The 24,308-nt window shown below is 54.0% G+C and carries 24 protein-coding genes and 1 pseudogene; 14 read left to right on the top strand and 11 right to left on the bottom strand.

The annotated features are described in order from the left end of the window. Positions 1-59: 59 nt before the first annotated feature. A complete protein-coding gene (locus tag C3708_RS15115; protein WP_095282355.1) occupies positions 60-299 on the bottom strand; it encodes a YobH family protein in 240 nt (79 codons plus the stop codon). Between the two features lie 161 nt (positions 300-460). Between C3708_RS15115 and mgrB the strand changes: the two genes are divergently transcribed. From mgrB to rlmA, 7 genes and pseudogenes are all read left to right on the top strand, one after another. Then, the gene (gene mgrB, locus C3708_RS15110; protein WP_095282354.1) at positions 461-604 is read left to right on the top strand and encodes a PhoP/PhoQ regulator MgrB; all 144 of its coding nucleotides are present in this window, start codon (positions 461-463) and stop codon (positions 602-604) included. Between the two features lie 73 nt (positions 605-677). Continuing rightward, the gene (locus C3708_RS15105) at positions 678-968 is read left to right on the top strand and encodes a YebO family protein (RefSeq protein WP_095282353.1); all 291 of its coding nucleotides are present in this window, start codon (positions 678-680) and stop codon (positions 966-968) included. A gap of 24 nt (positions 969-992) precedes the next feature. Then, positions 993-1,982 (top strand): MBL fold metallo-hydrolase, encoded by a 990-nt coding sequence (locus C3708_RS15100; protein ID WP_095282352.1) that lies wholly within the window; start codon positions 993-995, stop codon positions 1,980-1,982. A gap of 522 nt (positions 1,983-2,504) precedes the next feature. Further along, a pseudogene (locus C3708_RS15090) lies at positions 2,505-2,649 on the top strand (DUF2627 domain-containing protein). Positions 2,650-2,661: 12 nt separating this feature from the next. Beyond that, complete coding sequence (gene cspE, locus C3708_RS15085) at positions 2,662-2,871, top strand: transcription antiterminator/RNA stability regulator CspE (RefSeq protein ID WP_001062678.1); 210 nt, start codon at positions 2,662-2,664, stop codon at positions 2,869-2,871. Between the two features lie 219 nt (positions 2,872-3,090). Beyond that, positions 3,091-4,809 carry a peptidoglycan glycosyltransferase FtsI gene (ftsI, locus tag C3708_RS15080; RefSeq protein ID WP_165790681.1) on the top strand — a complete coding sequence of 573 codons (1,719 nt, stop codon included), beginning with the start codon at positions 3,091-3,093 and terminating at the stop codon, positions 4,807-4,809. Positions 4,810-4,875: 66 nt separating this feature from the next. Further along, a complete protein-coding gene (rlmA, locus tag C3708_RS15075) occupies positions 4,876-5,691 on the top strand; it encodes a 23S rRNA (guanine(745)-N(1))-methyltransferase (RefSeq protein WP_103946062.1) in 816 nt (271 codons plus the stop codon). Here rlmA and mntP read toward each other — a convergent pair. From mntP to manX, 5 genes are all read right to left on the bottom strand, one after another. Beyond that, a complete protein-coding gene (gene mntP / locus C3708_RS15070) occupies positions 5,688-6,254 on the bottom strand; it encodes a manganese efflux pump MntP (RefSeq protein ID WP_095282349.1) in 567 nt (188 codons plus the stop codon). The two genes, rlmA and mntP, sit on opposite strands and share 4 nt — an antisense overlap. Before the next feature lie 399 nt (positions 6,255-6,653). Then, positions 6,654-7,112: a DUF986 family protein gene (locus C3708_RS15065; protein WP_095282348.1), complete on the bottom strand. Its 459-nt coding sequence runs from the start codon at positions 7,110-7,112 to the stop codon at positions 6,654-6,656. 54 nt (positions 7,113-7,166) lie between these two features. Next, positions 7,167-8,018 carry a PTS mannose transporter subunit IID gene (locus C3708_RS15060; RefSeq protein WP_095282347.1) on the bottom strand — a complete coding sequence of 284 codons (852 nt, stop codon included), beginning with the start codon at positions 8,016-8,018 and terminating at the stop codon, positions 7,167-7,169. A 12-nt stretch (positions 8,019-8,030) separates the two neighbouring features. Continuing rightward, the gene (gene manY / locus C3708_RS15055) at positions 8,031-8,831 is read right to left on the bottom strand and encodes a PTS mannose transporter subunit IIC (RefSeq protein WP_022648448.1); all 801 of its coding nucleotides are present in this window, start codon (positions 8,829-8,831) and stop codon (positions 8,031-8,033) included. Between the two features lie 48 nt (positions 8,832-8,879). Beyond that, positions 8,880-9,842 carry a PTS mannose transporter subunit IIAB gene (gene manX / locus C3708_RS15050; RefSeq protein ID WP_095282346.1) on the bottom strand — a complete coding sequence of 321 codons (963 nt, stop codon included), beginning with the start codon at positions 9,840-9,842 and terminating at the stop codon, positions 8,880-8,882. Positions 9,843-10,303: 461 nt separating this feature from the next. On the opposite strand from manX, the gene yoaE reads away from it, so the two are divergent. Then, positions 10,304-11,863: a CNNM family cation transport protein YoaE gene (gene yoaE / locus C3708_RS15045; RefSeq protein WP_095282345.1), complete on the top strand. Its 1,560-nt coding sequence runs from the start codon at positions 10,304-10,306 to the stop codon at positions 11,861-11,863. Positions 11,864-11,869: 6 nt separating this feature from the next. Here the strand turns inward: yoaE and C3708_RS15040 are convergent, their stop codons facing one another. From C3708_RS15040 to pabB, 4 genes are all read right to left on the bottom strand, one after another. After that, positions 11,870-13,468, bottom strand: coding sequence for an EAL domain-containing protein (locus C3708_RS15040; RefSeq protein ID WP_103949647.1), 1,599 nt, complete (start codon positions 13,466-13,468; stop codon positions 11,870-11,872). Positions 13,469-13,608: 140 nt separating this feature from the next. Beyond that, positions 13,609-14,973, bottom strand: a complete 1,365-nt coding sequence (gene sdaA / locus C3708_RS15035) for an L-serine ammonia-lyase (protein WP_095282343.1) — start codon at positions 14,971-14,973, stop codon at positions 13,609-13,611. Between the two features lie 183 nt (positions 14,974-15,156). Beyond that, positions 15,157-15,735 (bottom strand): CoA pyrophosphatase, encoded by a 579-nt coding sequence (locus C3708_RS15030; RefSeq protein ID WP_103946060.1) that lies wholly within the window; start codon positions 15,733-15,735, stop codon positions 15,157-15,159. Positions 15,736-15,738: 3 nt separating this feature from the next. Beyond that, a complete protein-coding gene (gene pabB, locus C3708_RS15025) occupies positions 15,739-17,097 on the bottom strand; it encodes an aminodeoxychorismate synthase component 1 (RefSeq protein ID WP_103949646.1) in 1,359 nt (452 codons plus the stop codon). Between the two features lie 61 nt (positions 17,098-17,158). Here pabB and C3708_RS15020 point away from each other — a divergent pair, with 61 nt between their 5' ends. Further along, complete coding sequence (locus C3708_RS15020; protein ID WP_095282340.1) at positions 17,159-17,347, top strand: YoaH family protein; 189 nt, start codon at positions 17,159-17,161, stop codon at positions 17,345-17,347. A gap of 5 nt (positions 17,348-17,352) precedes the next feature. Here C3708_RS15020 and C3708_RS15015 read toward each other — a convergent pair whose 3' ends face one another. Beyond that, a complete protein-coding gene (locus tag C3708_RS15015) occupies positions 17,353-17,697 on the bottom strand; it encodes a RidA family protein (RefSeq protein WP_095282339.1) in 345 nt (114 codons plus the stop codon). A 127-nt stretch (positions 17,698-17,824) separates the two neighbouring features. On the opposite strand from C3708_RS15015, the gene C3708_RS15010 reads away from it, so the two are divergent. From C3708_RS15010 to rnd, 5 genes are all read left to right on the top strand, one after another. Next, complete coding sequence (locus C3708_RS15010) at positions 17,825-19,735, top strand: ATP-dependent DNA helicase (RefSeq protein WP_095282338.1); 1,911 nt, start codon at positions 17,825-17,827, stop codon at positions 19,733-19,735. 65 nt (positions 19,736-19,800) lie between these two features. Continuing rightward, a complete protein-coding gene (gene tsaB / locus C3708_RS15005; RefSeq protein WP_103949645.1) occupies positions 19,801-20,496 on the top strand; it encodes a tRNA (adenosine(37)-N6)-threonylcarbamoyltransferase complex dimerization subunit type 1 TsaB in 696 nt (231 codons plus the stop codon). 37 nt (positions 20,497-20,533) lie between these two features. Further along, a complete protein-coding gene (locus C3708_RS15000) occupies positions 20,534-21,118 on the top strand; it encodes a Slp family lipoprotein (protein WP_095282336.1) in 585 nt (194 codons plus the stop codon). 202 nt (positions 21,119-21,320) lie between these two features. Continuing rightward, positions 21,321-23,006 (top strand): long-chain-fatty-acid--CoA ligase FadD, encoded by a 1,686-nt coding sequence (gene fadD, locus C3708_RS14995; protein WP_133159622.1) that lies wholly within the window; start codon positions 21,321-21,323, stop codon positions 23,004-23,006. A gap of 72 nt (positions 23,007-23,078) precedes the next feature. Further along, positions 23,079-24,206 (top strand): ribonuclease D, encoded by a 1,128-nt coding sequence (rnd, locus tag C3708_RS14990; protein ID WP_095284303.1) that lies wholly within the window; start codon positions 23,079-23,081, stop codon positions 24,204-24,206. Positions 24,207-24,308 lie beyond the last annotated feature (102 nt).

Genomic DNA, 24,308 nt, shown 5'->3' with positions numbered 1-24,308 from the left:
TCAGCCAATAAAAAACGCCGCTAAAAATGCGGCGTTTTTTTATTCGGTGGCAAGCCAGATTAACCGTTATCCACGACCATCTTACTTTTACGCAGCACAGGGCAATTGGACAGACCGATAATACCGCTGTCAGTGTGCAAATACTGTGCAGTGTTGACGCCATTAGCGGTCAAGTACTTACATTGAATGCCCAGTCCTGCTGCGTTTTCTGTGCTTCCCATCAGCACGCCGTATCCAGAAAGTAATAAACCAATCCACACAATAGCAAGGACAATAATTGTCCGAATAATGAATCGCATTGATGCCTCTTTTTTTTTGCTAATAATGCTATTAAGCGTAATAGTTTTACTCTATGAAACAAGTGCATAATTCTGAAAATTTTCTGATGAAGGTACAGTTAGTTTTTGTTTAAGATAACCGTGATAACCTGGAGATATCAGGTAATAAGACGGAGTGTGGAGTGAAAAAATTTCGCTGGGTAATTCTGATCGTTGTGCTGATTGCATGCGTCATTTTATGGACACAGACGATCAATGTGATGTGCGATCAGGATGTACAGTTTTTTAGTGGCATTTGCGCGATCAATCAATTCATCCCCTGGTAGTACTCATTTTTCTAACAGATGGTACCCTTCCTCTGCGTCAGTGCTAAAATGGCGTTTTTATTGAGGTGGTAAAATGGGTGAGTTAGTGAATTCGGGGCTACTGAACGTAGCCTCAATGGTGATCTCTGTGATTGTTATGGTTATCGGGCTGGTGTTTTGGTTCTTTGTGAATCGTGCCAGTTCGCGTACCAATGAACAGATTGAGCTGCTGGAAGCGCTGCTTGACCAGCAGAAGCGCCAGAATGCGTTGCTTCGCCGACTGTGCGAAGCCAATGAGCCTGAAGAGAAAGACGTGCCTAAAGCACCGGTTGAAGCGGCCAAAGAAGACGAAGATGATTTCATTCGTCTGGTGGCTGAGCGCTAACACGCAGAGCAGGGGGAGGCGGCTATGGTCTGGAAAAATCCCTGGTATAACCCCTCCCTACAACATCACAGCCCTGACGGTTTTCGCAATATTGACGCTGCGGGTCATCAACCGGGTGACGTTGAACGTTGGCGTAAAGAGCGAAAAGAGGCGGGTTTACCGAAATCGCCTTCACTCGGCTATGACCATTTTATTCAACAATGGTGGCAGCCGGTCGAACTGAATGAACGCTCAGAAGATGGCGTGTGGTGGCTGGGGCATGCCAGCGTGCTTTTACGTTTAAATGGACAATATCTGCTGACCGACCCGGTATTGTCCAGGCGCGCTTCACCCTTGCCATTCGCTGGGCCAGAACGCAAAACACCGCCTGCCATTAGCGTGGATTCCCTTCCACGAATTGATGCATTAATCATCTCTCACAATCACTACGATCATCTCGATTCTGCCACTATTCGCCCTCTACTGCGTCGCTTTCCTGAACTCGCCATTTTCGTTCCTTTGGGGCTAGGCGATTGGTTTCGTCGTCGCGGTGCTAAAAATATCACTGAGCTTGACTGGTGGCAGTGTGCGATCTTTCAGGGCATTTCCCTGACCGCTGTGCCGGCCCAGCACTGGAGTATGCGGACATTCTGGGATCGTAACCGCTCGCTGTGGTGCGGGTGGGTATTCGAAGGGACGACTCAGCGTTTCTGGTTCAGCGGCGACACGGGATATTCCCCTCAGCTGCTCGACATTCCTGAAAGGCTGGGGGAGATCACCGCCGCTGCTTTACCCGCTGGTGCGTATGCACCGCGCTGGTTCATGGCCTCTCATCATATGGACCCGCAATCCGCCATCGCACTTTGGCAACAAATGGCAATGCCGCTCGCCTTTCCGATCCACTGGGGCGTGTTTGAGCTGGCCGATGAGTCTCTCGACGAGCCGGTGCTGGAGCTCACTCAGGCGCTGAGTAATGTAGCCCCGATTAATGACAACTTTAGAATATTGAAAATTGGTCAATATTTATCCCTGTGATCTTTCGCCGCCTCGCTGAATATATTCTCTATTACAACCCTGTCACTTGTCGCGTATTTCCATCGAAACGTTTTTCTTGCTTTCTTTTGAAGCAGTGTCACTAAACTTTCATTATTTTGGTGCAATACAGAAAACGGGAGTTTCAGACTTATATGAAGAAGCTGAACAACAAATAACCGGTTTATTTCATTGAGAAACTCAAACCCTTACGTTGATTTCAGCATAACTTTTCGCAAATTGTTCTAACTCAATCATTGCGCTCAATAAACATTCGACGCACTCTGGATCTGTATCAAAGATTGAGCTAAGGTAAAATTGCTATAGATTACAGTGGCTATGAAGGTTGCTGTCAGGCGGGCTAACTCCGGTGGCTGTGCTATTAGTGTGCGTGCAGTTGTGCATAATGTAGCAAAGTAACATCAGAGTTTGTGCGGCGGATCTAGACACGTTTAAAAATGGCTTGCCATAATTTTCGTTGTATGTAATAACACGTTTTGGGTCAAACGAGGTACAGTTCTGTTTATGTGTGGCATTTTCAGTAAAGAAGTCCTGAGTAAACACGTTGTCGTTGAATACCGCTTCTCTGCCGAACCTTATATTAGTGCCTCAATCAGTAATGTCTCAGTTTTATCTAAGTTAATGCCTGCGGGCTAAGAAAACAATCTAAGGAATTTTGCAAATGGCAAAGATTAAAGGTCAAGTTAAGTGGTTCAACGAGTCTAAAGGTTTTGGCTTCATTACTCCTGCTGATGGCAGCAAAGACGTGTTCGTACACTTCTCTGCAATCCAGGGTAACGGCTTCAAAACTCTGGCTGAAGGCCAGAACGTTGAGTTCGAAATTCAGGACGGCCAGAAAGGTCCGGCTGCTGTTAACGTAACCGCTATCTGATCGAATCCCTGCTGATTTAGAAGCGCTATTGCGTTTCGCTCTCAGACATAAAGCCTCGCTTCTGCGGGGCTTTTTTAATCCTTTTTTTTCAAAATGTTACCTTCTTCACTTCTGTTAGTAGTTTGTTGCAAAGCTGCGAGGTTAGAAGCATTGTTTTCGCACCAAAGGAACTCTTTTTCTCGTTAAATCAAGGCGCTGTTAATTAGACCTGGAGCTCGGGTGAAAAAGAAACTCTCTATCCCTGCCGGTAACTTCACCCCGGCGCGTTTTGCACTGCTTTGCCTTGCCATTTTCTTTAGTCTCGCATTCCTGCTGGGTCGCGTCGCCTGGCTACAAATCATCAAACCTGACAACCTGGTTAAACAGGAAGATATGCGCTCCCTGCGAGAAGTCGCGATCAACGCACCACGGGGAATGATTACCGACCGAGAAGGTCGACCGCTGGCGGTAAGTGTGCCGGTCAGAGCAGTGTGGGCTGACCCGAAAACAATTCTGGCGAAAGGCGGAGTCGGTTTTGACGATCGTTGGCAGGCGCTAGCCAGCGCCCTGCACATATCTCTTAGCACTCTGGCTGCGCGCATCAATAGCACTCCACAGGGACGTTTCATCTATCTTGCCCGCCAGGTTGACCCTTCACAGGCGCAATGGATCGATAAACTCAACTTGCCGGGGATTAATTTACGCGATGAGTCACGTCGCTTTTATCCTGCCGGGCATGTGGCGGCCAATCTTCTCGGTTTTACCAACATTGACGGGCAGGGGATTGAGGGCGTCGAAAAGAGCTTTAATAGCCAACTGACTGGCCAGCCGGGTGTCAGGCGAGTGAGAGAAGATCGCTACGGGCATGTCATTGAAAACCTGACGGAATTTTCTCCGGTGCCTGCGCACAATATTCAGCTCAGTATCGATGAGCGACTGCAGACAATCACCGAAGATGCATTAGACAACGCAGTGGCGTGGAATAAAGCCGAGTCGGGCGCGGCGGTACTGATTAACGTGCAGACCGGGGAAATTCTTTCGATGGCGAGCTTCCCAGACTTTAATCCCAACAATCGGGAAGGCGCAACGCTGAATGATTTCCGTAACCGTGCTATCAGCGATACCTTCGAGCCTGGCTCAACCGTCAAACCTCTGGTGCTGATGACGGCATTGCATCAGGGTCTGGTTCAGCCTGACAGTGTGATAGATACGCATCCGTACATGCTTGACGGCCACCGAATCCGCGACGTGGGCTACTATCCTGAATTATCGCTGACCGGCATTTTGCAAAAGTCGAGCGATACAGGGGTGTCGCGGCTCTCGCTGGCGATGCCAATACAACATTTGTTAGATACCTATCAGGGTTTCGGTTTTGGTGAAAGCACAGGCCTGGGGCTGACCGGTGAGAGCAGCGGCTTACTTCCGCAGCGTAAATTCTGGAGCCAGCTTGATCGGGCGACATTTGCCTTTGGTTATGGACTGATGGTCACGCCGCTGCAGCTGGCGCACGTTTACGCCACCATCGGCAGCTATGGCCTTGAGCGTCCGCTGTCAATCACGCGAATCGATCCACCTGTCATGGGGCATCAGGTCATGCCTGAAGAGATTGTTCATCAGGTCGAACATATGATGGAAAGCGTGGCACTCCCTGGCGGAGGCGGTATTAAAGCGGCAGTGCGGGATTATCGCGTGGCGATAAAAACCGGTACTGCGAAAAAAATCGGTGATGACGGGAAGTATGTCGACAAATACGTTGCCTACACGGCGGGTGTCGCTCCGGCCAGTCGCCCCAGATTTGCGCTGGCCGTCGTTATTAACGATCCGCAAAATGGAAGCTATTATGGCGGCGCAGTGTCAGCCCCGGTGTTTAGCCAGATTATGGGCGATGTCCTGCGCATCGAAAATGTCGAACCCGACGGCTTAGCGCCCGATTCCAGCCATCTTATCGTCATGCGCTAAGCCAGGCGTTTTATACAAGGGCGAATAGCGGTACACTTTCGCCCTTTGCTATTGTCTGGAGTTACCATGTCATTCAGTTGTCCCCTATGCCACGCGTTGCTGACGCGCGAAGAAAACAGCTATACCTGTCCGCAGGGGCACCGGTTTGACCAGGCGAAAGAAGGGTACGTGAATTTGCTGCCGGTTCAGCATAAGCGTTCGCGCGATCCGGGCGATTCCGCTGAGATGATGCAGGCCCGTCGCGCATTTCTGGAAGCCGGACATTATCAGCCGCTGCGTGACGCTGTCGCTAATTGGCTTACCCATGTGCTGGGTGAAGGCGCGACGTCGATTCTGGATATTGGCTGTGGTGAAGGCTATTACACGGCGGCGTTCGCGGATGTCGCTAAGAGTAAAGGTGCAGAAACTGTCGGCCTTGATGTGTCTAAATCAGCGATCCGTGCCGCCGCGAAGCGCTATCCTCAGGTGACATTTTGTGTTGCCTCCAGCCATCGCCTGCCGTTTGAAGACGCCAGTCAGGACGCCATTATTCGTATTTACGCCCCGTGCAAAGCGCAAGAGCTGGCGCGGGTGGTTAAACCCGGCGGCTGGGTGCTGACCGTTACGCCAGGACCGAAACACCTGATGGAAATGAAAGGGTTGATTTATGACGAAGTACGTCTGCACGCCCCGCATTCAGAACAGCTGGCAGGTTTTGCGCTGAAGCATGAACAGTCATTGGGTTACGAAATGGATCTGCAAGGCGAAGAGGCGGTGGCGCTACTTCAGATGACACCGTTCGCGTGGCGGGCAAAACCGGAAGTGTGGGAAACTTTAGGGAAACAAGAACAGTTCCGCTGCCAGACAGATTTTAGTCTTCACTGCTGGCAGCGCGAGAGTTAACCGTAGAAGTGCGACCAGAGGATCTGTCCGCCAATTCCGATTAGCACAATACCGCCCAGAATTTCGGCTCGCTTACCTAACAGCGGGCCGATAAATCGACCGACCATCATGCCCAGCGTCGACATAATCAACGTCGCGCAGCCGATAGCCAGCGCGGTGGCGATAATATTCACCTGCAAAAACGCCAGACCGACACCGACGGCCATCGCATCAAGGCTGGTGGCAATCGCGGTGGTCACCAGCAGCCAGAAACCGTGGCGGTGAATCGGCGCTTCGTCTTCAGCGGTATTTCCGCGACACCCTTCAATGACCATACGCCCGCCGAGGAACGCCAGCAGAATAAAGGCAATCCAGTGGTTCCATTCCAGAACAAATTGGCTGGCCAGCATACCCATCGCCCAGCCAATAAGCGGGGTGAGCGTTTCAATGGCGCCAAAAATAAGACCGGTGCGCAGGGCTTCAGAGAATTTTGGTTTGTGGAGAGTGGCACCTTTTCCCATCGAAGCCGCGAAAGCGTCCATGGACATGCCGAAAGCGAGAAGGATCGTAGCGGAGATATTCATAAAAAGCGTCCAGACCGGGGATATCCATATGACACATCACTGCCCCCAGTAAACAGCAGTTGATGTATCTATGGTCTCGCCTGACCTCAATGCACAGAAACTGTGCAGTAAGCGATCCGTACGCACCACGTTTTTCAACGAGTATGTTGACACGTACATTTCCCTGGGACGGGAAATCGGCTACTCCCCAACGACGGGCGCAACCTTAACATATTTTTAGAATATAAAACAACAACAGGAATGTGTTATTACATTAACCAGTTGATAACGATTTTCATTTAGATTTATCGGTGAGAATAACGTTAATAAATATAAGTTAATTCAGTCTGGAATATAGCTGAGGCTATATATTGCACATATTCGAAAGGGACAATATATAGCCATTGCTATAAATATAACCTATTGAGTTTTAACCATTGTTTTGTATATTTTCTCAAGATCATCGATATCCTTCACCCGGATGAGCAATCGGCGTTGTTCTAATTGCATCACCAGCACACCGTCTTCGGATAAATTCATCTCTTTAATACGGTTATATTCTATCCACGCATTGGCGAAGAAAAAACCATCCCGTTTAAAGATTGCCTTAGGCGCCCTGATCCAAAAGAGATAAATCGCCATTAATGCCAGCGCACATAATAACCATGTGGTTAATAATGCTCCATGACTCATGGCATTGTTGTAAATCAGGATGGCGAGAAGGCCAGCAAAGATAAACGCATCAACCCGACCGCGTCGCAGAAGGGGAACGCTGAGCAATGTCTCGCCGTGGCGGCGGGGCATAATGAATTCGTCATAAATGGCGTACGCCAGAAGGGCAACAATAAACAGAACCAGTACGATGTCCGTAACCGTCATTCGTCCTCCAGAATAAAAAACCGGGGGCAAGCCCCCGGTGGATAAAGCAAAAACTTACAGACCCAGCAGGCCGATAGCGTAACCCACGATACCGATGACGAAGAAGCCAACGATGATCCACAGGGCGTTCACTTTCTTACGCAGCAGCCACATACAGGCGAAGGTCAGCAGCAGTGGCACCAGGCCCGGCATCAGCTGGTCCAGGATGGTCTGCACGGTGGTTACACGCGTTTGCCCATCCTGGCCGGTGATAGTCGACACCACCAGCGGGATGTTCACGTGCGTCCACTTGTTCACCAGGGCCCCCATGACAAAGAGGCCGAGAATGGACGCCCCCTCAGTCAGTTTCTGCAGGAAGCCGCCGCCCATATCAGAAACGATATCGACACCTTTACGGTAGCCGTAAGCCACGCCGTAGTAACGGGTCGCCAGACGGACTGCGTTGAACAGAATGAAGAACAGCAGTGGACCGAGCAGGCTGCCGCTCATCGCGATACCCGCGCCGAGTGCCGCGAAGACCGGACGCACGGTACCCCAGAAGATCGGGTCACCCACGCCTGCCAGCGGACCCATCAGACCAACTTTGATACCGTTGATAGCACCATCGTCAATCTCTGCGCCGTTCGCACGCTGCTCTTCCATCGCTAAGGTTACGCCGAGAACCGGAGCCGCAACGTAAGGATGGGTGTTAAAGAATTCCAGGTGACGTTTAATCGCCTGGCGACGTGCTTCGTTGTTTTCCGGATACAGGCGTCTAATCGCCGGTACCATAGAGAAGCAGAAGCCCAGCGCCTGCATACGTTCGAAGTTCCATGAACCCTGGAACAGGTTCGAACGCAGGAATACGCCACGAATATCACCCGGAGTGAGTTTTTTCTCGGTGGTAGTTTTTGTCATATCAACCATTTCGCTCACCTGCTAGTCCAGTTCGTTATCGAGATCGTTGTTACCAGCAGCCTGCGCTGGTGCACCCGCGACGCGGTTATATTTCGGGCTCAGCTGGATGTACAGAATCGCCATCACCGCACCAATCACACCCAGAGCAACCAGGTTGAAGTTAGTGAACGCCGCGGTAACAAAGCCGAGGTAGAAGAACGGCATCAGGTAGCCTGCACGCATCATGTTGATGACCATCGCATAACCAACCACCACGATCATGCCACCCGCGATGTTCAGACCGCCGGTCACGACTTCTGGAATCGCGTTCAGCATGCTCTGCACTTCGCTGGTACCAACAGAGATGGCAACGATAACCGCAGGGATAGCGATACGCATTGCCTGCAGGAACAGGGACGAGACGTGGATCCACGAGAGCGCCGTCAGGTTGCCATTATCTGCCGCCTTGTCCGCCGCGTGCTGGAAGGCCACGGTGATAGTACGAACGATGATGGTCAGAACCTGGCCAGCTGCTGCCAGTGGGATAGCCAGTGCGATACCGGCACCGATGCTTTGATGCCCGGCAATAACCAGAACCGTAGAAATGATGGATGCCAGTGCCGCATCAGGCGCAACTGCCGCACCGATGTTCATCCAGCCCAGAGCGATCATTTCCAGCGTACCACCGATGATAATACCGGTTTTCATATCGCCGAGAACGGCGCCAATCAACGTACAGGCCACCAGTGGACGGTGGAACTGAAATTCATCAAGTACGGATTCCATACCCGCAATACACGCGACGATGAACACCAGCACAATCTGAAGAGTGGTAATCTCCATTGTACTTCTCCTATAACATAAGCTTTATGTGAAAAATCAGCGCCTGGGTTATTTCCCAACTTTGCCGATCAAATCCATCATTTTCAGTCTCTGATCCGTGGAAACTTTACGGGCTTCCAGTTCAATACCGCGTGCATTCAGCTTATTGAAGGCTTCGATATCTTTTTCATCGACGGAAATCGCGTTGTTTACCTGCGTTTTGCCCTGACGGAAAGCCATACCACCGATATTCACGGAGGTGATTTTCACGCCGCCTTCCACAACGCGCTCAACGTCTGTCGGGTTGGTGAACAGGAGCATTACGCGTTCACCGGCATATTTTGGGTTGTTATACACGCGGATCATCTTAGCGACGTCCACGACGTGTGCGGTAACGCCCGGAGGAGCAACCTGGGTGAGAAGGGTTTTACGAACGTGATCGGCGGCCACTTCGTCGCTGACGACGATAATGCGTTTCACGTTGGTTTCTTTGGTCCAGCGCGTTGCCACCTGGCCGTGGATTAAGCGGTCATCAATACGCGCCAGCCCGATAACCATGTAATCGTTCGCGCCCATAGGTTTGGTGGGAACGGCAGATTTCACGGCAGCAGCAACCGGAGCAGGTTTTTCTACGGGTTGTGCCTTCAGCGCTTTCACACCTTCACGACCGGTTTCAACAGCCAGAGCGACCAGTTCGTCAAAGCTCGGGTTGTCGTCACGCGCCATCAGCGTTTCCACCAGCATCGGGATGTTTACGCCAGCGACAACTTCATGATGCTCTTTATCGACGACAATGCGGCTGGCGGCGTTAAACGGACTGCCACCCCATGTATCAACGAGAAACAGCACGCCTTTGCTGGTATCCAGCTTCTCCAGTTGAGCAGTGTATTTCTCAATCAGCGTTTCAGCGTTTTCGCCAGGGACGAAATCAATCCAGCCGACGTTTTCCTGCTCACCCAACAGCATTTCTGCGGTTTTGAGTAACTGCTCTGCAGCCCAACCATGTGTGCCTATTACAATAGCAATGGTCACTTGCTACCTCCTTTTATTATCATTAATACGCCTGCCCGCAGGCGTACTGAGAAACGTTTTCGGCGCACCGAATCGATTCAGATAAGGGTTATAGTTAAGTTAACTAAGACTTCCGGGATTTATTTTAGATAGTGAAAAAATAATTTATGTGATGAAGATCCGTAATTTAGCTTCACAGAGCAGATTTATCTCAAATGAAAATCGACTCTGTAACATAACTTTGCAAAGGAAAGTAAATCTTTGCTAAAAAGCTATTGTCTCTGATATGTTTAGCCTCCGTTTAATTACCAGGAGTATAGGGCTACAGCCCACCGTATGGACCGTCACCGACGTCAGTCATCTAACAGGCCATTTTGCGCCTCGCTCGCCGGCGAACCTCGCCACCCATTGCACACGTCTACCGTCATTTCGCCCACTGTTTTCGGGGCGCCGTTTAGTCATTCCTTTAGCAGGAGCTTTTCATGGAATTCTTAATGGACCCGTCAATCTGGGTAGGATTACTCACGCTGGTTGTTCTTGAGATAGTTCTTGGTATCGACAACCTGGTGTTTATCGCCATCCTTGCGGATAAGCTGCCGCCAAAACAGCGCGATAAAGCGCGTTTAATCGGCCTTTCGTTAGCGCTTATCATGCGACTTGCGCTGTTGTCCGTCATTTCGTGGATGGTCACTCTGACCAAACCGTTGTTTACCGTGATGGATTTCACCTTCTCCGGCCGTGATTTGATCATGCTGGTGGGGGGACTTTTCCTGCTCTTCAAGGCGACAACCGAGTTGCATGAACGGCTGGAAAACCGACAGCACGACGACGGACACGGTAAGGGGTATGCGAGTTTCTGGGTGGTTGTCGCGCAGATTGTGGTGCTTGATGCTGTCTTCTCGCTGGATGCGGTGATTACCGCTGTCGGCATGGTGAACCATCTGCCGGTAATGATGGCCGCGGTAGTGATTGCAATGGCCGTGATGTTGCTGGCGTCTAAGCCGCTGACGCGTTTTGTGAACGAACATCCGACGGTTGTGGTCTTGTGTCTGAGCTTCCTGCTGATGATTGGCCTGAGCCTGGTCGCAGAAGGTTTCGGTTTCCATATTCCTAAAGGCTACCTGTACGCCGCGATTGGCTTCTCGATTCTTATCGAGCTGTTTAACCAGATTGCGCGCCGTAACTTTATCAAACAGCAGTCTAATCAGCCGCTGCGTGCCCGTACCGCTGACGCCATCCTGCGTCTGATGGGCGGTCGCCGCCAGACCAACGTCCAGCCTGAAACCGCGAACCGTAACCCGGTGCCGGTGCCAGAAGGCGCGTTTGTTGAAGAAGAGCGTTACATGATTAACGGCGTGCTGTCGCTGGCGTCACGCTCGTTGCGTGGGATCATGACCCCGCGCGGTGAAATTAGCTGGGTAGATGCCAACCTGAGCGTGGATGAAATTCGCCAGCAGTTGCTCTCCTCACCGCACAGCCTGTTCCCGGTATGTCGCGGTGAACTGGACGAGATAATCGGCGTCGTTCGCGCGAAAGAAATGCTGGTGGCGCTGGAAGAAGGCGTTAACGTGGAAGCTATCGCGGCGGCCTCTCCGGCAATTGTGGTCCCGGAAACGCTGGACCCGATCAATCTGCTGGGCGTCCTGCGCCGTGCGCGCGGTAGCTTTGTTATCGTGACCAACGAATTTGGTGTGGTGCAGGGCCTTGTGACGCCGCTGGACGTGCTGGAAGCGATTGCCGGTGAATTCCCGGATGCCGATGAAACGCCAGAAATTGTTGCTGATGGCGACGGCTGGTTAGTGAAAGGCACCACCGATCTGCACGCTCTGCAACATACGCTGGGCCTCGACAATATCATCAACGATGAAGAAGATATTGCCACCGTTGCCGGGTTAGTCATTGCGGTTAACGGCCAGATCCCACGTGTTGGCGACATCATTGAACTGCCGCGATTGCAAATCACCATCGTACAGGCGAACGATTACCGCGTAGACATGGTGCGTATTGTTAAAGAGCAGTCCGACCACGACGAAGAAGAGTAATCAGGTTTAACGCAACGGCATAACCGGAAGGATATGCCCGTTACGCGGTGCTGGCGGAGGTGAACTCTCTGCCAGCCACTGCGGAAAATCCTTCAGCGGCATCGGTCGCGCATACAAGAAACCCTGCAAGATATTGACCCCGTGATGGCGCAAATAGCGCGCCTGCTCCTGCGTTTCCACGCCCTCGGCGACCAGCTCGATATTCAGCCGCTGCCCCAGCGCAATAATGATATCTGTCACTGTCGAATTCACTGCATCAGTACCCAGCGCGGTGGTAAACGATTTGTCTATTTTGAGCACGTCCGGGCGCAGTTTTTCCAGCCATGAAAGTGAGCTGTTGCCAGTACCAAAATCATCAATCGCCAGCTTCACCTCTTTACGATGCAGTTCCCGCACGATGCGATAATCCACATCCAGCAGCGCGTCGCGCTCGGTGAGTTCGACAATCAACTGTTGTTTTGGACGGGCGCTAAACCAGTAGCGATTCAGATCCTGGAGCAGCACGCCATTGCGAAAGTGGCTGGCTGCGACGTTAATGCCGATATGAAATCCTTTGTTCGCCGGAAAATAGCCAATCTGACGGACGGTTTCCATAATCACGTAGCGTGTCAGCGGAACGATCAGATTATGTTCCTCCGCCAGCGGAATAAACACGTCGGGGGAAATCCAGCCCTGGCGAGGATTATTCCAGCGCAGCAGGATCTCCACTCCGACGCATTTCTGCGTGCGGGCATTGAGCAACGGCTGGCAGAACAGTTCGAACTCCCGCGCGGCCAGTCCAAGGTTTATTTCCCAGGTAAAACTCATGCGACTGGCAGTGGCAAGCCAGGCGATATAGCCCAGCAGCAGGCTCAGCAGGACGGCCAGCGGAAGCTGTGAGGGAAGATTGATCAGCGCCAGTTCGCTGGCACCCGGCCCGCTGACGGTGATGGTGAAGGGGAAATGGCCTGATGTTTGGCTCAGGATCATGGCGTCTTGCGTGACTGCCAGCGTGTCAGCGACGTTCTGCCCGTAACGCAGGAATTTGTTCCCGACGTTCAGACTCACATCGGTGATCAGCGGGCGCTGCGGCTCAAGCATCATTTTGGTGATCAGATCGATATTCACAATCTGCATCACGCCATCTTCTCCGCTGTCGGAAACCGGATACCACTGGATCAGAATCGGACTGCCTTTGAGCAGCGATTTGTCCGTCGACAGGACCAGTTGCGGCTGGCTGGAGGGCAGATCGGGTTGCACCTGGCGGATGGGAACATCGCGATCGCCAAAAATGCTGGAGCAGTAAAGGATACCGTCTTTAATCAGCGCAATAGAACGCACGGTTTGCAGGGTTGCGGCCCGTTTACGCAGCGCCAGATGGGCGTCAGGACAGGGCGATCCGACCAGAGCTTGCAAGGTTTCTCGGCCCGCCTGCAGCGGCATCAGGATCTTATCCAGCGCATTCACCGAGTGGCTGACAAAGGTGTGAATACGTTCCTGATTTAAATTGCGCTGTGAAATAAACCGAATGCCGAGGGTCAGAAAGAGCGTAATAAAAGCCACCAGCACACAGACCATAATGCGGTTTCGGCGATAGCTTTTAATGATCCTTTGCGCATTCTGCATGAAAGGGGGCTCGATAAGCCGCCAGCACAGGAGCCAGGGCAACACAGAAAGTGTAGTGGGGAAATGTTACGGTGACGAGAAAGCGAATAAATATCGCCCATCCGTTGCAGATGGGCGAGAGAGAATAATCAATGGAGTGCTTAGTCGCACTGCACCTTAATGGCCAGACCGCCGCGTGAGGTTTCACGGTATTTGGCGTTCATGTCTTTACCGGTTTCGTACATGGTTTCGATGACCTTATCCAGCGACACGCGCGGTTCGCTGGTGCGGCGCATCGCCATGCGCGAGGCGTTGATCGCTTTCACCGAGGCGATAGCGTTACGCTCGATGCACGGCACCTGCACCTGGCCGGCAACCGGGTCGCAGGTCAGACCGAGGTTATGCTCCATGCCGATTTCCGCCGCCACGCACACCTGCTCCGGGCTTGCACCCAGCAGCTCAGACAGGCCAGCCGCGGCCATTGAGCAGGCCACGCCAACTTCGCCCTGACAGCCGACTTCGGCACCGGAAATGGACGCATTCATTTTGTACAACGCGCCCACTGCACCCGCTGCGAGGAAATAGCGGATGTAGATATCCGGGGTGACCGGTTCGATAAAGTGATCGTAATAGGCCAGCACAGCCGGAACGATACCGCAGGCACCGTTGGTTGGCGCTGTTACCACGCGGCCACCGGCGGCGTTCTCTTCGTTCACCGCCAGTGCGAACATATTCACCCAGTCGACCACGTTCATCGGATCGTTGGAGAACTTATCGGTCGTCACCAGCATACGACGCAGGGCAGAGGCGCGACGCGGTACGCGCAGCGGCCCAGGCAATACGCCTTCGGTGTTGATCCCGCGATCGATACACGCCTGCATGGTTTGCCAGACGTTAGCAAAATAGTCTTCGATCTCTTTTTTGCTGTGCAGCGCCAGTTCGTTCTGCATCACCATGCCGGAGAGTGACAGGCCGGTCTCTTTGCAGTAGTCCAGCATATCCTGGGCATATTTGAACGGATAAGGAACGTTAACGTCGCTCACCGCGTCTTTGCCGAAATGCTCTTCATCGACGATAAAACCACCGCCGATCGAGTAATAGGTTTTGCTGTAGATCACTTTGTCGCCATTAAAGGCGTGGATCTGCATCCCGTTTTCATGCAGCGACAGGTTGTCGCTACGAAAACGCATACCGTCGTCGTGGGGGAAATCCACTTCGTGCTTGCCGTTAGCCAGCAGCAGACGACCGCGTGTTTCAGTGTCGCGGATAAACGCCGGAATGGCGTCAATATCCACTGTGTCCGGCATGTTACCTGCCAGACCCATAATAATGGCGATATCGGTGTGGTGGCCCTTACCCGTTAAAGAGAGCGAACCGTAAACATCAACGGCCACGCGGGTAGTGCTTTCCAGTAATCCTTTTTCGACCAGATCATCGACGAACTGTTTACCGGCCTTCATTGGGCCTACAGTGTGGGAAGAAGACGGGCCAATCCCCACTTTGAACATGTCGAATATACTAATCACTTTCTCACTCCTGACAGGGTTACCGGGGTTCCAGTAACGATGTTATAACTGCGCATAGTGTAAGAGGGAACCTGTAGGTCGGCTTAACTATTCACATGAATTAAACTAATGAATAACCCCTGATTTACTAATGATGCGACGTCACTCGCAAACGCGCAGAAAAAATCGGAATGTAAAGTATAGTCAAGGCTTCAGGCCGATTTGCAGCGCCAGCTCACGGATAATGCCTGCCGTCATGCCCCAGACAAAATAATGCTGATACCACGACAACCACACCCGATGATCGTGCCCACGCCGTTGAATATCCAGCGGATGATAACGACTCAAACGCAGTGCTTCTGCCAGCGGCATTTCAAACACCGCTGCCACTTCATCTTCGCTGGCGTGATAGTGAAGATTGGGCGGAATAATCCCCACGACGGGCGTCACCTGAAAACCGGTCACGCTGTCTACCGGTGGCAACACGCCAATCACTTCAACGGCCTCCGGCGGAATGGCCACCTCTTCCTGAGCTTCGCGCAGTGCGGCGGCAATGAGAGAGGCGTCAGACGCATCCACCGCGCCGCCAGGAAATGCCACCTGGCCAGCATGTTTACGCAGATGTGACGAGCGCTTGGTGAGTAACAATCCTGGCTGTTCGCGGCGCACCACGGGAATCAATACCGCTGCCTGGCGGCTGTTCAGCGTGTCGCGGTTTACCTGCGGGCGCAGTAGCTGAAAGCGCGACAGAAAATCATCCAGGGTCAAATCGTGGGTATCCAAACGTTAGCTCTCCAGTTGATGCAGGATGCGGTTCACTTTATCAAAGGTTTCCTGATATTCCGCGTCACACTGGCTGTCGGCCACAATGCCGCCGCCTGCAGAGCAATAAATCTGCCCGTTGCAGGCCGTCAGAGTGCGGATAGTGATGCTGGTATCCATTGTCCCACAGACGCTCACATACCCGATGCTGCCGCACCAGGCGTTGCGACGATGAGGTTCTAATTCATCAATGATCTGCATGGCGCGCACTTTCGGCGCGCCGGTGATCGAGCCACCCGGAAACGCCGCGCGTAGCAGGTCGCAGGCCGAACGGCTGGCGGGAAGTTGTGCCGTGATAGTGCTGACCAAATGATGCACCGCCGGGAAGGGCTCTACGACGAATAACTCGGGCACGCGCACGCTGCCGGGCGCTGCCACGCGACCAATGTCGTTGCGCATCAGATCGACAATCATCAGATTCTCGGCGCGATCTTTCGGTGACGCCGCGAGTTTTTCCGCCTGCTGCTTATCGGCTTGCGGGTCGGCGAGGCGCGGCAGGGTGCCTTTGATCGGCCTCGTCTGAATCTTGCCCTCGGCGAGATGAATAAAACGCTCTGGCGACAGGCTCAGGACCGCGCCCTGTTCCAGACGCAGAAACGCGCTGAACGGCGCGCGATTGCTGGCGTTCAGGTGTGTAAAGGCCTGCCACTCGTCGCCGGTAAAACTTGCCTGGAAACGCTGGGCGAGGTTTACCTGATAACAATCACCGCTGTGCAGATACGCCTGCACCTGCCGGAATTTATCGGCGTACGCGTCAGCGCTCATGTTGGATCGCCAGGCGGATGTTAAGGTAAAATTAGAGGGTGAAACGGGCTGTTGCGCCTCTAACCACGCCAGCCGCGCGTGGGCGTCGGTATGGCTAAGCAGGGAAACGGTTTTTTTGTGGTGATCGACAATCACCGCCCAGTCGTAAAGCCCGACGGCCATGTCCGGCAGGGAAATATCATTCTGCGCATGGTCTGGCAAGGTTTCGAATCGACGGCCTAAATCGTAGCCGAACAGCCCCAGTGCGCCGCCCTGGAAGGGCATGTCCACATTCGCCGAGGCGACGAACGGCAAGGCGTTAATTTCCTGCTCAAGCAACAACAGCGGGTCATCGCCGCAGATGCGTTCAGCGTCAGACGAAATACGCGTCGTGCCGCCGTGCGTCAAAAGCGTAGTGAGCGGGTCGGCCACCAGGATATCAAAGCGGCTAAAGGCATGATCCGCGTGCCCTGAATGCAGAAGCATCGCCCACGGGAGATGACTTAGGCGTGCAAACCAAAATTCGGCGGCGTCATGACGCCAGGATAATGAAATGACAGTAGGGGGTAACGGGTTCATGTGTGGCATACTACCGGGCTGCGTGAATGTATTAGCGCAGATAATTTAGCAGGAGTTGATCATGTTTGCAGGTTTACCTTCCCTCAGTCACGAACAGCAGCAAAATGCGGTCGAGCGAATTCAGGAGCTGATGTCCCAGGGGATGAGCAGCGGCGAAGCGATTACCACCGTTGCCCAGGAAATTCGCGCCACCCATACCGGCGATCGGATCGTGGCGCGTTTCGAGGATGACGAAGAAGAAGACGAGTAATCGTCTTATACCGCCGCGATTATCTTGATCTCAACTTTATACTGCGGCTTCATCAGCGTGGCCTGTACCGTACAGCGTACAGGCGCGTGACCCGCCACAACCCACGCATCCCAGGCTTTGTTCATCGCTGCAAAATCGTCTTTGTTCGCCAGGAAAATGGTGGCATCCAGAATGCGTGATTTATCGCTGCCCTGTTTTTCCAGAATCGCGTCAATTTGCGCCAGCGTATTGGCCGTTTGCTCAAACGCGTCGGCGTCCAGATTTTCCGGTACACCGGTGTAATAGAGCGTCTGGTTGTGAATCACAACGTCAGACCAGCGTGCTTCGGCATCAATGCGCACAATTGTCATAAACCTTTCCTCATAAATGGCTTCAGGCCGCAAGACTGCCATAATGTTCCGTCAACGTCTATTTCGACTGGCACAGGAGAGGGCGGGCTGACATAATCCCTGTGCAAAAATACAGTGAGAGAGCAACGTGGCAGACGATTTTTCAGCAGACGGTCAGTTAGCGCAGGCGATTCCCGGTTTTAAACCGCGTGAGCCGCAACGACACATGGCAGAAGCGGTCACCCGCGCCATCAAAAATACCCAGTCGCTGGTGGTCGAGGCGGGGACCGGGACGGGCAAAACCTACGCCTATCTTGCCCCTGCATTGCGCGCGAAGAAAAAAGTGATTATCTCCACCGGCTCGAAAGCGTTGCAGGATCAGCTCTACAGCCGCGATTTGCCGACGGTAGCAAAAGCCCTGAAATACAAAGGCCGACTGGCGCTCCTGAAGGGGCGTTCGAACTATCTGTGTCTGGAGCGCCTCGAACAGCAGGCGCTGGCCGGGGGCGATCTGCCGGTCAATACGCTGAGCGATGTAATCATTCTTCGCGCGTGGGCCAATCAGACTACCGACGGGGATATCAGCACTTGCGCCAGCGTCGCCGAAGATTCTCAGGCATGGCCGCTGGTGACCAGCACCAACGACAACTGCCTGGGTAGCGACTGCCCGCTGTATAAAGATTGCTTCGTCGTCAAAGCGCGTAAAACGGCGATGGACGCCGACGTGGTGGTGGTGAACCATCACCTGTTCCTGGCGGATATGGTGGTCAAAGACGGCGGCTTCGGCGAACTGATCCCGGAGGCGGAAGTGATGATTTTCGATGAAGCCCATCAGCTGCCGGACATCGCCAGCCAGTATTTTGGTCAGTCGCTCTCCAGCCGCCAGCTTCAGGATCTCGCCAAAGATTTCACCATTGCCTATCGCACCGAACTGCGCGACACCCAACAGCTGCAAAAGTGTGCCGACCGGCTGGCGCAAAGCGCGCAGGATTTCCGTATGCAGCTGGGTGAGCCTGGCTATCGTGGGAACTTGCGCGAGCTGTTAGCCGACAGCAACATCCAGCGCGCGCTGCTCTTGCTCGATGATGCGCTGGAACTCTGCTACGACGTCGCGAAATTGTCGCTTGGGCGCAGCGCGCTGCTCGATGCGGCTTTCGAACGTGCCACGCTGTATCGTACGCGCCTGAAACGCCTGAAAGAGATCAACCAGCCCGGCTTTAGCTACTGGTACGAATGCACCGCCCGCCAGTTTACCCTCGCACTGACGCCGCTGACCGTCGCCGATAAGTTCAAAGAGGTGATGGCGCAAAAGCCAGGGAGCTGGATCTTCACCTCCGCGACGCTCTCCGTGAACGACGACCTGCACCATTTCACCGAACGCCTCGGCATTGAGGAGTCGGATTCGCTCCTGCTGCCCAGCCCGTTCGATTACGAAACTCAGGCGCTGCTCTGTGTGCCGCGCAATTTACCGCTACCGAACCAGCCGGGCGCGGCGAAACATCTCGCAGCGATGCTCAAACCGATGATCGAAGCCAACAATGGCCGCTGCTTTATGCTGTGCACCTCGCACGCCATGATGCGCGATCTGGCCGAGCAATTCCGCGCCACCATGACGTTGCCCGTGCTGTTACAGGGCGAAACCAGCAAAGGCCAGCTGTTGCAGCAGTTCGTCACCGCCGGAAATGCGCTGCTGGTAGCGACCAGCAGCTTCTGGGAAGGAGTGGACGTGCGCGGCGATGCGCTATCATTAGTCATCATCGACAAACTGCCGTTTACCTCGCCGGACGATCCGCTGCTGAAAGCGCGGATGGAAGACTGCCGTCTGCGCGGGGGCGATCCCTTCGATGACGTCCAGTTGCCGGATGCGGTCATTACCCTGAAACAGGGCGTCGGGCGTCTGATCCGTGATACGGATGACAGAGGCGTTTTGGTTATCTGCGATAACCGTCTGGTGATGCGCCCGTACGGCGCGACATTCCTCGCCAGCCTGCCGCCCGCACCGCGTACGCGGGACATTAATCGCGCGGTGCGTTTCCTGGCGAATCCAACGGCGGAGTAATTTCCCTTGGGGTGTGCTAAGATGCGCGCCATTTTGTGACTGACTATTGCGAGAGCGCGAGACCCATGCGAATTCTGGCTATTGATACCGCTACAGAGGCCTGCTCGGCAGCCCTGTGGGATAACGGTTCCCTCTTTGCCCATTTTGAAGAGTGCCCCCGGGAACATACCCAACGTATTCTGCCGCTGGTGAAAGAGATCCTTCACCAGGGCAACACCTCCTTAACTGAACTCGACGCGCTGGCGTTTGGCCGTGGGCCAGGCAGCTTCACCGGTGTGCGCATCGGCATTGGTATCGCTCAGGGCCTGGCGCTGGGTGCCAATCTCCCGATGATCGGCGTCTCGACGCTGGCCACGATGGCGCAGGGCGCATGGCGCATGACGGGCGCGACGCGCGTGCTGGCCGCTATTGACGCCCGCATGGGCGAAGTCTACTGGGCGGAATACACCCGCGATGAGCAGGGCGTCTGGCACGGGGAAGAGACCGAATCGGTGCTCAAACCTGAGGCCGTTGCTGAACGGTTGAAACACCTTACGGGCGTTTGGGCTACAGTCGGTACAGGCTGGCCAGCCTGGCCGGATATGGCAAAAAACAGCGGTCTCTCGTTAGTCGATGGTCAGGTGTTACTTCCGCATGCCGAAGACATGCTGCCGATCGCCTGTCAGCTGCTGGCGGCGGGAAAAACCGTGGCCGTTGAACACGCTGAGCCAGTTTATTTGCGAAATGAAGTGGCCTGGAAGAAACTTCCGGGCAGGGCGTGAATCTCAGTAATAAGCACTGAGAAAAGGGAGTCGCATCATGGCGGTTCAAACAAAAGTTGTACGCCTCTTCATAGCGGGCGCTATCGCTGTGGCATTAAGTGGATGTGTCACCGTTCCTGACGCGATCAAAGGGAGCAGCCCAACGCCGCAGCAGGATCTGGTGCGGGTGATGAATGCCCCTGAACTGTACGTCGGCCAGGAAGCGCGCTTCGGCGGTAAAGTGGTCGATATCCAGAACCAGCAGGGCAAAACCCGCCTTGAAATTGCGACGGTACCGCTGGACAGCGGGGCACGACCAACCCTTGGCGAACCCTCACGTGGGCGCATTTACGCCGACGTGAACGGTTTCCTCGACCCGGTGGATTTTCGTGGTCAGCTGGTGACGGTCGTCGGGCCGATTACCGGTTCGGTACAGGGCAAAATCGGCAACACGCCGTATAAATTCATGACCATGCAGGCGAACGGTTATAAACGCTGGCACCTGACACAGCAGGTCATGCTACCGCCGCAGCCGATGGACCCGTGGATGTGGGGACCACACCCTTATCGCTATGGCGGCTACGGTGGATGGGGTTGGTACAACCCAGGCCCGGCGCAAGTGCAGACCATCGTTACCGAGTAAGTTACTGTTATATTTAGATAAGAGACAGCGGCTCAGCCGCTGTCTCTGTTTTTTACGGACGAAACACAAAAAAAGAGTGACGCGCTTCGCAACCTTAAATCCGAACAATTAATAAACTGGTACGCTGAGTTAATATAATGTTAACGAACTGTTTATTATCGGGGTTGTGATGACGACGAACACTCATTTCAGAGGTGATGCATTGAAAAAGGTTTGGCTTAACCGTTATCCCGCAGATGTGCCTGCGGAGATCAATCCTGACCGTTATCAATCCCTGGTTGAATTATTTGAGCACTCGGTTTCGCGCTATGCGGATCAGCCTGCGTTTGTGAACATGGGCGAAGTGATGACCTTCCGCAAACTGGAAGAACGCAGTCGGGCGTTTGCGGCCTATTTACAGGAAGGGTTGGGGCTGAAGAAGGGCGACCGCGTCGCGCTGATGATGCCGAACCTGCTGCAGTATCCGGTGGCGCTATTCGGTATTTTGCGCGCGGGGATGATCGTCGTTAACGTGAACCCGCTGTATACCCCGCGTGAGCTGGAACACCAGCTCAACGACAGCGGCGCGGCGGCTATCGTTATTGTCTCTAACTTTGCCCATACTCTGGAAAAAGTGGTTGATAAGACCCAGGTCCGCCACGTGATCCTGACCCGAATGGGCGATCAGCTTTCGACCGCCAAAGGCACGCTGGTTAACTTTGTCGTTAAATACGTCAAGCGTCTGGTGCCGAAATACCATCTCCCGGATGCCATCTCCTTCCGCCGGGCGCTGCACAGCGGGTATCGCATGCAGTACGTGAAACCGGAAGTGGTGTCAGACGATCTGGCCTTCCTGCAGTACACCGGCGGCACCACCGGCGTAGCAAAAGGGGCGATGCTGACCCACCGCAACATGCTGGCGAACCTCGAACAGGTCAACGCGACCTACGGCCCGCTGCTGCATCGCGGCAAAGAGCTGGTCGTCACGGCGCTGCCGCTGTATCACATTTTTGCTCTGACGATGAACTGCCTGCTGTTTATCGAGCTGGGCGGACAGAATTTACTCATCACTAACCCGCGCGATATTCCGGGGCTGGTGAAAGAGTTGGCGAAATATCCTTTCACCGCGATGACCGGCGTCAACACGTTGTTTAACGCGCTGCTCAATAACAAAGAGTTCCAGCAGCTCGACTTTTCCTCGCTGCACCTCTCTGCGGGCGGCGGGATGCCGGTTCAGCAGGCGGTTGCAGACCGTTGGGTGAAACTCACCGGGCAGTATCTGCTGGAGGGCTACGGTCTGACGGAGTGCGCGCCACTGGTCAGCGTCAACCCGCATGATATCGATTATCACAGCGGTAGTATTGGTCTGCCGGTACCGTCGACGGAAGCCAAACTGGTCGACGACGAAGGTAACGAAGTGCCGCACGGCGAGCCGGGTGAACTGTGCGTCAAAGGCCCACAGGTGATGCTCGGCTACTGGCAGCGTCCTGACGCGACGGACGAGATCATCAAAGATGGCTGGCTCTACACGGGCGACATCGCAGTGATGGACGACGAGGGCTTCCTGCGCATTGTCGATCGCAAGAAAGACATGATCCTGGTCTCCGGCTTTAACGTCTATCCGAACGAAATCGAAGACGTGGTGATGCAGCACGACGGCGTGCAGGAAGTGGCTGCCGTCGGCGTACCGTCCGGCAGCAGTGGTGAAGCGGTGAAGATCTTCGTGGTCAAAAAAGACGCCTCGCTAACAGAAGACGAACTGGTCGCCTTCTGTCGCCGTCAGCTCACCGGCTACAAAGTGCCAAAGCTGGTTGAGTTCCGCGACGAGCTGCCAAAATCGAACGTCGGGAAGATATTACGACGAGAATTACGTGACGAAGCCCGCGCCAAAGTGGACAATAAAGCCTAAGCTTCGAGTGAGTCGCCATCACACGCCGGTTAGCCGGCGTTTTTTATGGGCGCAAACCAAAGAGAAATCGTTTTGAACTACCAGATGATCACCACCAACGACGAGCTGGCAACGCTGTGCGACGTCACCCGCGATTTTCCCGCCATCGCTCTGGATACCGAGTTTGTTCGCACGCGGACCTACTATCCTCAGTTGGGTCTGATTCAGATGTACGACGGCAAGAAAGTCTCGCTGATTGATCCGCTAGGGATTACGGACTGGACGCCGATGCGCGAACTGCTGCTCGATACGGCTGTCACCAAATATCTGCACGCGGGCAGTGAAGATCTGGAAGTGTTCATGAATACCTTCGGTGTGATGCCGGAGCCGCTGATTGATACGCAAATCCTCGCCGCCTTCTCAGGCCGTCCGCTTTCCTGGGGCTTTGCCGCAATGGTGGAAGAGTACACCGGGATTGCACTCGACAAGAGCGAATCACGCACCGACTGGCTGGCTCGTCCGCTGACCGAGCGTCAGCTCGATTATGCGGCCGCCGATGTATTTTACCTGCTGCCGATCTGCGGCCAGTTGATGAAAGAGGCCGAAGAGGCGGGTTGGCTGGATGCGGCGCTCAACGAATGCCGTATGACCCAGCAGCGTCGTCAGGAAGTTCTCGATCCGAAAGATGCCTGGCGCGAAATCACCAATGCCTGGCAGCTGCGTACGCGCCAGCTTGCCTGCCTGCAATTACTGGCCGACTGGCGTCTGCGCAAAGCGCGCGAGCGCGATTTGGCGGTGAACTTTGTGGTGCGTGAAGAGCATCTGTGGGCCGTGGCGCGTTACATGCCGGGCAGCATGGGTGAACTGGACAGCATTGGTTTATCCGGTAGCGAAATTCGCTTCCACGGTAAAACGCTGCTGGCACTGGTTGCAAAAGCGCAGGAATTGCCAGAAGACCAACTGCCTGAACCGCTGTTAAATCTGATGGACATGCCAGGCTATCGCAAAGCGTTTAAAGATATCAAAGCGTTGGTGCTGGAAGTGGGAACGGAAAATAAGATTAGCCCTGAGCTGCTGGCCTCACGCCGTCAGATCAATCAGCTGCTGAACTGGCACTGGAAGTTAAAACCGAACAATGGCTTGCCGGAACTGATCGCGGGCTGGCGCGGGGAACTGATGGGCGAACGACTGAAAACCCTGCTGGAAACCTATCCGCAGTAAACAGAGGATATGTTGGTTTTGTAGCCCCGGTAAGCGAAGCGCCACCGGGGAATTTGCCGGGTGGCGCTGCGCGCTTACCCGGCCTACAAACGACATGTTTAC

Origin of the sequence: Lelliottia sp. 7254-16 (assembly GCF_002922995.1) — a bacterium.
Lineage (GTDB): Bacteria > Pseudomonadota > Gammaproteobacteria > Enterobacterales > Enterobacteriaceae > Enterobacter > Enterobacter jeotgali.
Note: the sequence above shows the minus strand (reverse complement) of the source record. Positions and strands in the feature narration are given on the sequence as shown.

Coding starts and splice junctions, on each gene's coding strand:
- tsaB (WP_103949645.1), top strand. CDS start 19,801: ATGCGAATTCTGGCTATTGATACCGCTACAGAGGCCTGCTCGGCAGCC.
- C3708_RS15040 (WP_103949647.1), bottom strand. CDS start 13,468: ATGCAGAATGCGCAAAGGATCATTAAAAGCTATCGCCGAAACCGCATT.
- C3708_RS15015 (WP_095282339.1), bottom strand. CDS start 17,697: ATGACAATTGTGCGCATTGATGCCGAAGCACGCTGGTCTGACGTTGTG.
- C3708_RS15115 (WP_095282355.1), bottom strand. CDS start 299: ATGCGATTCATTATTCGGACAATTATTGTCCTTGCTATTGTGTGGATT.
- yoaE (WP_095282345.1), top strand. CDS start 10,304: ATGGAATTCTTAATGGACCCGTCAATCTGGGTAGGATTACTCACGCTG.
- manY (WP_022648448.1), bottom strand. CDS start 8,831: ATGGAGATTACCACTCTTCAGATTGTGCTGGTGTTCATCGTCGCGTGT.
- cspE (WP_001062678.1), top strand. CDS start 2,662: ATGGCAAAGATTAAAGGTCAAGTTAAGTGGTTCAACGAGTCTAAAGGT.
- mntP (WP_095282349.1), bottom strand. CDS start 6,254: ATGAATATCTCCGCTACGATCCTTCTCGCTTTCGGCATGTCCATGGAC.
- C3708_RS15065 (WP_095282348.1), bottom strand. CDS start 7,112: ATGACGGTTACGGACATCGTACTGGTTCTGTTTATTGTTGCCCTTCTG.
- rlmA (WP_103946062.1), top strand. CDS start 4,876: ATGTCATTCAGTTGTCCCCTATGCCACGCGTTGCTGACGCGCGAAGAA.
- C3708_RS15105 (WP_095282353.1), top strand. CDS start 678: ATGGGTGAGTTAGTGAATTCGGGGCTACTGAACGTAGCCTCAATGGTG.
- C3708_RS15020 (WP_095282340.1), top strand. CDS start 17,159: ATGTTTGCAGGTTTACCTTCCCTCAGTCACGAACAGCAGCAAAATGCG.
- pabB (WP_103949646.1), bottom strand. CDS start 17,097: ATGAACCCGTTACCCCCTACTGTCATTTCATTATCCTGGCGTCATGAC.
- C3708_RS15000 (WP_095282336.1), top strand. CDS start 20,534: ATGGCGGTTCAAACAAAAGTTGTACGCCTCTTCATAGCGGGCGCTATC.
- C3708_RS15100 (WP_095282352.1), top strand. CDS start 993: ATGGTCTGGAAAAATCCCTGGTATAACCCCTCCCTACAACATCACAGC.
- C3708_RS15060 (WP_095282347.1), bottom strand. CDS start 8,018: ATGGTTGATATGACAAAAACTACCACCGAGAAAAAACTCACTCCGGGT.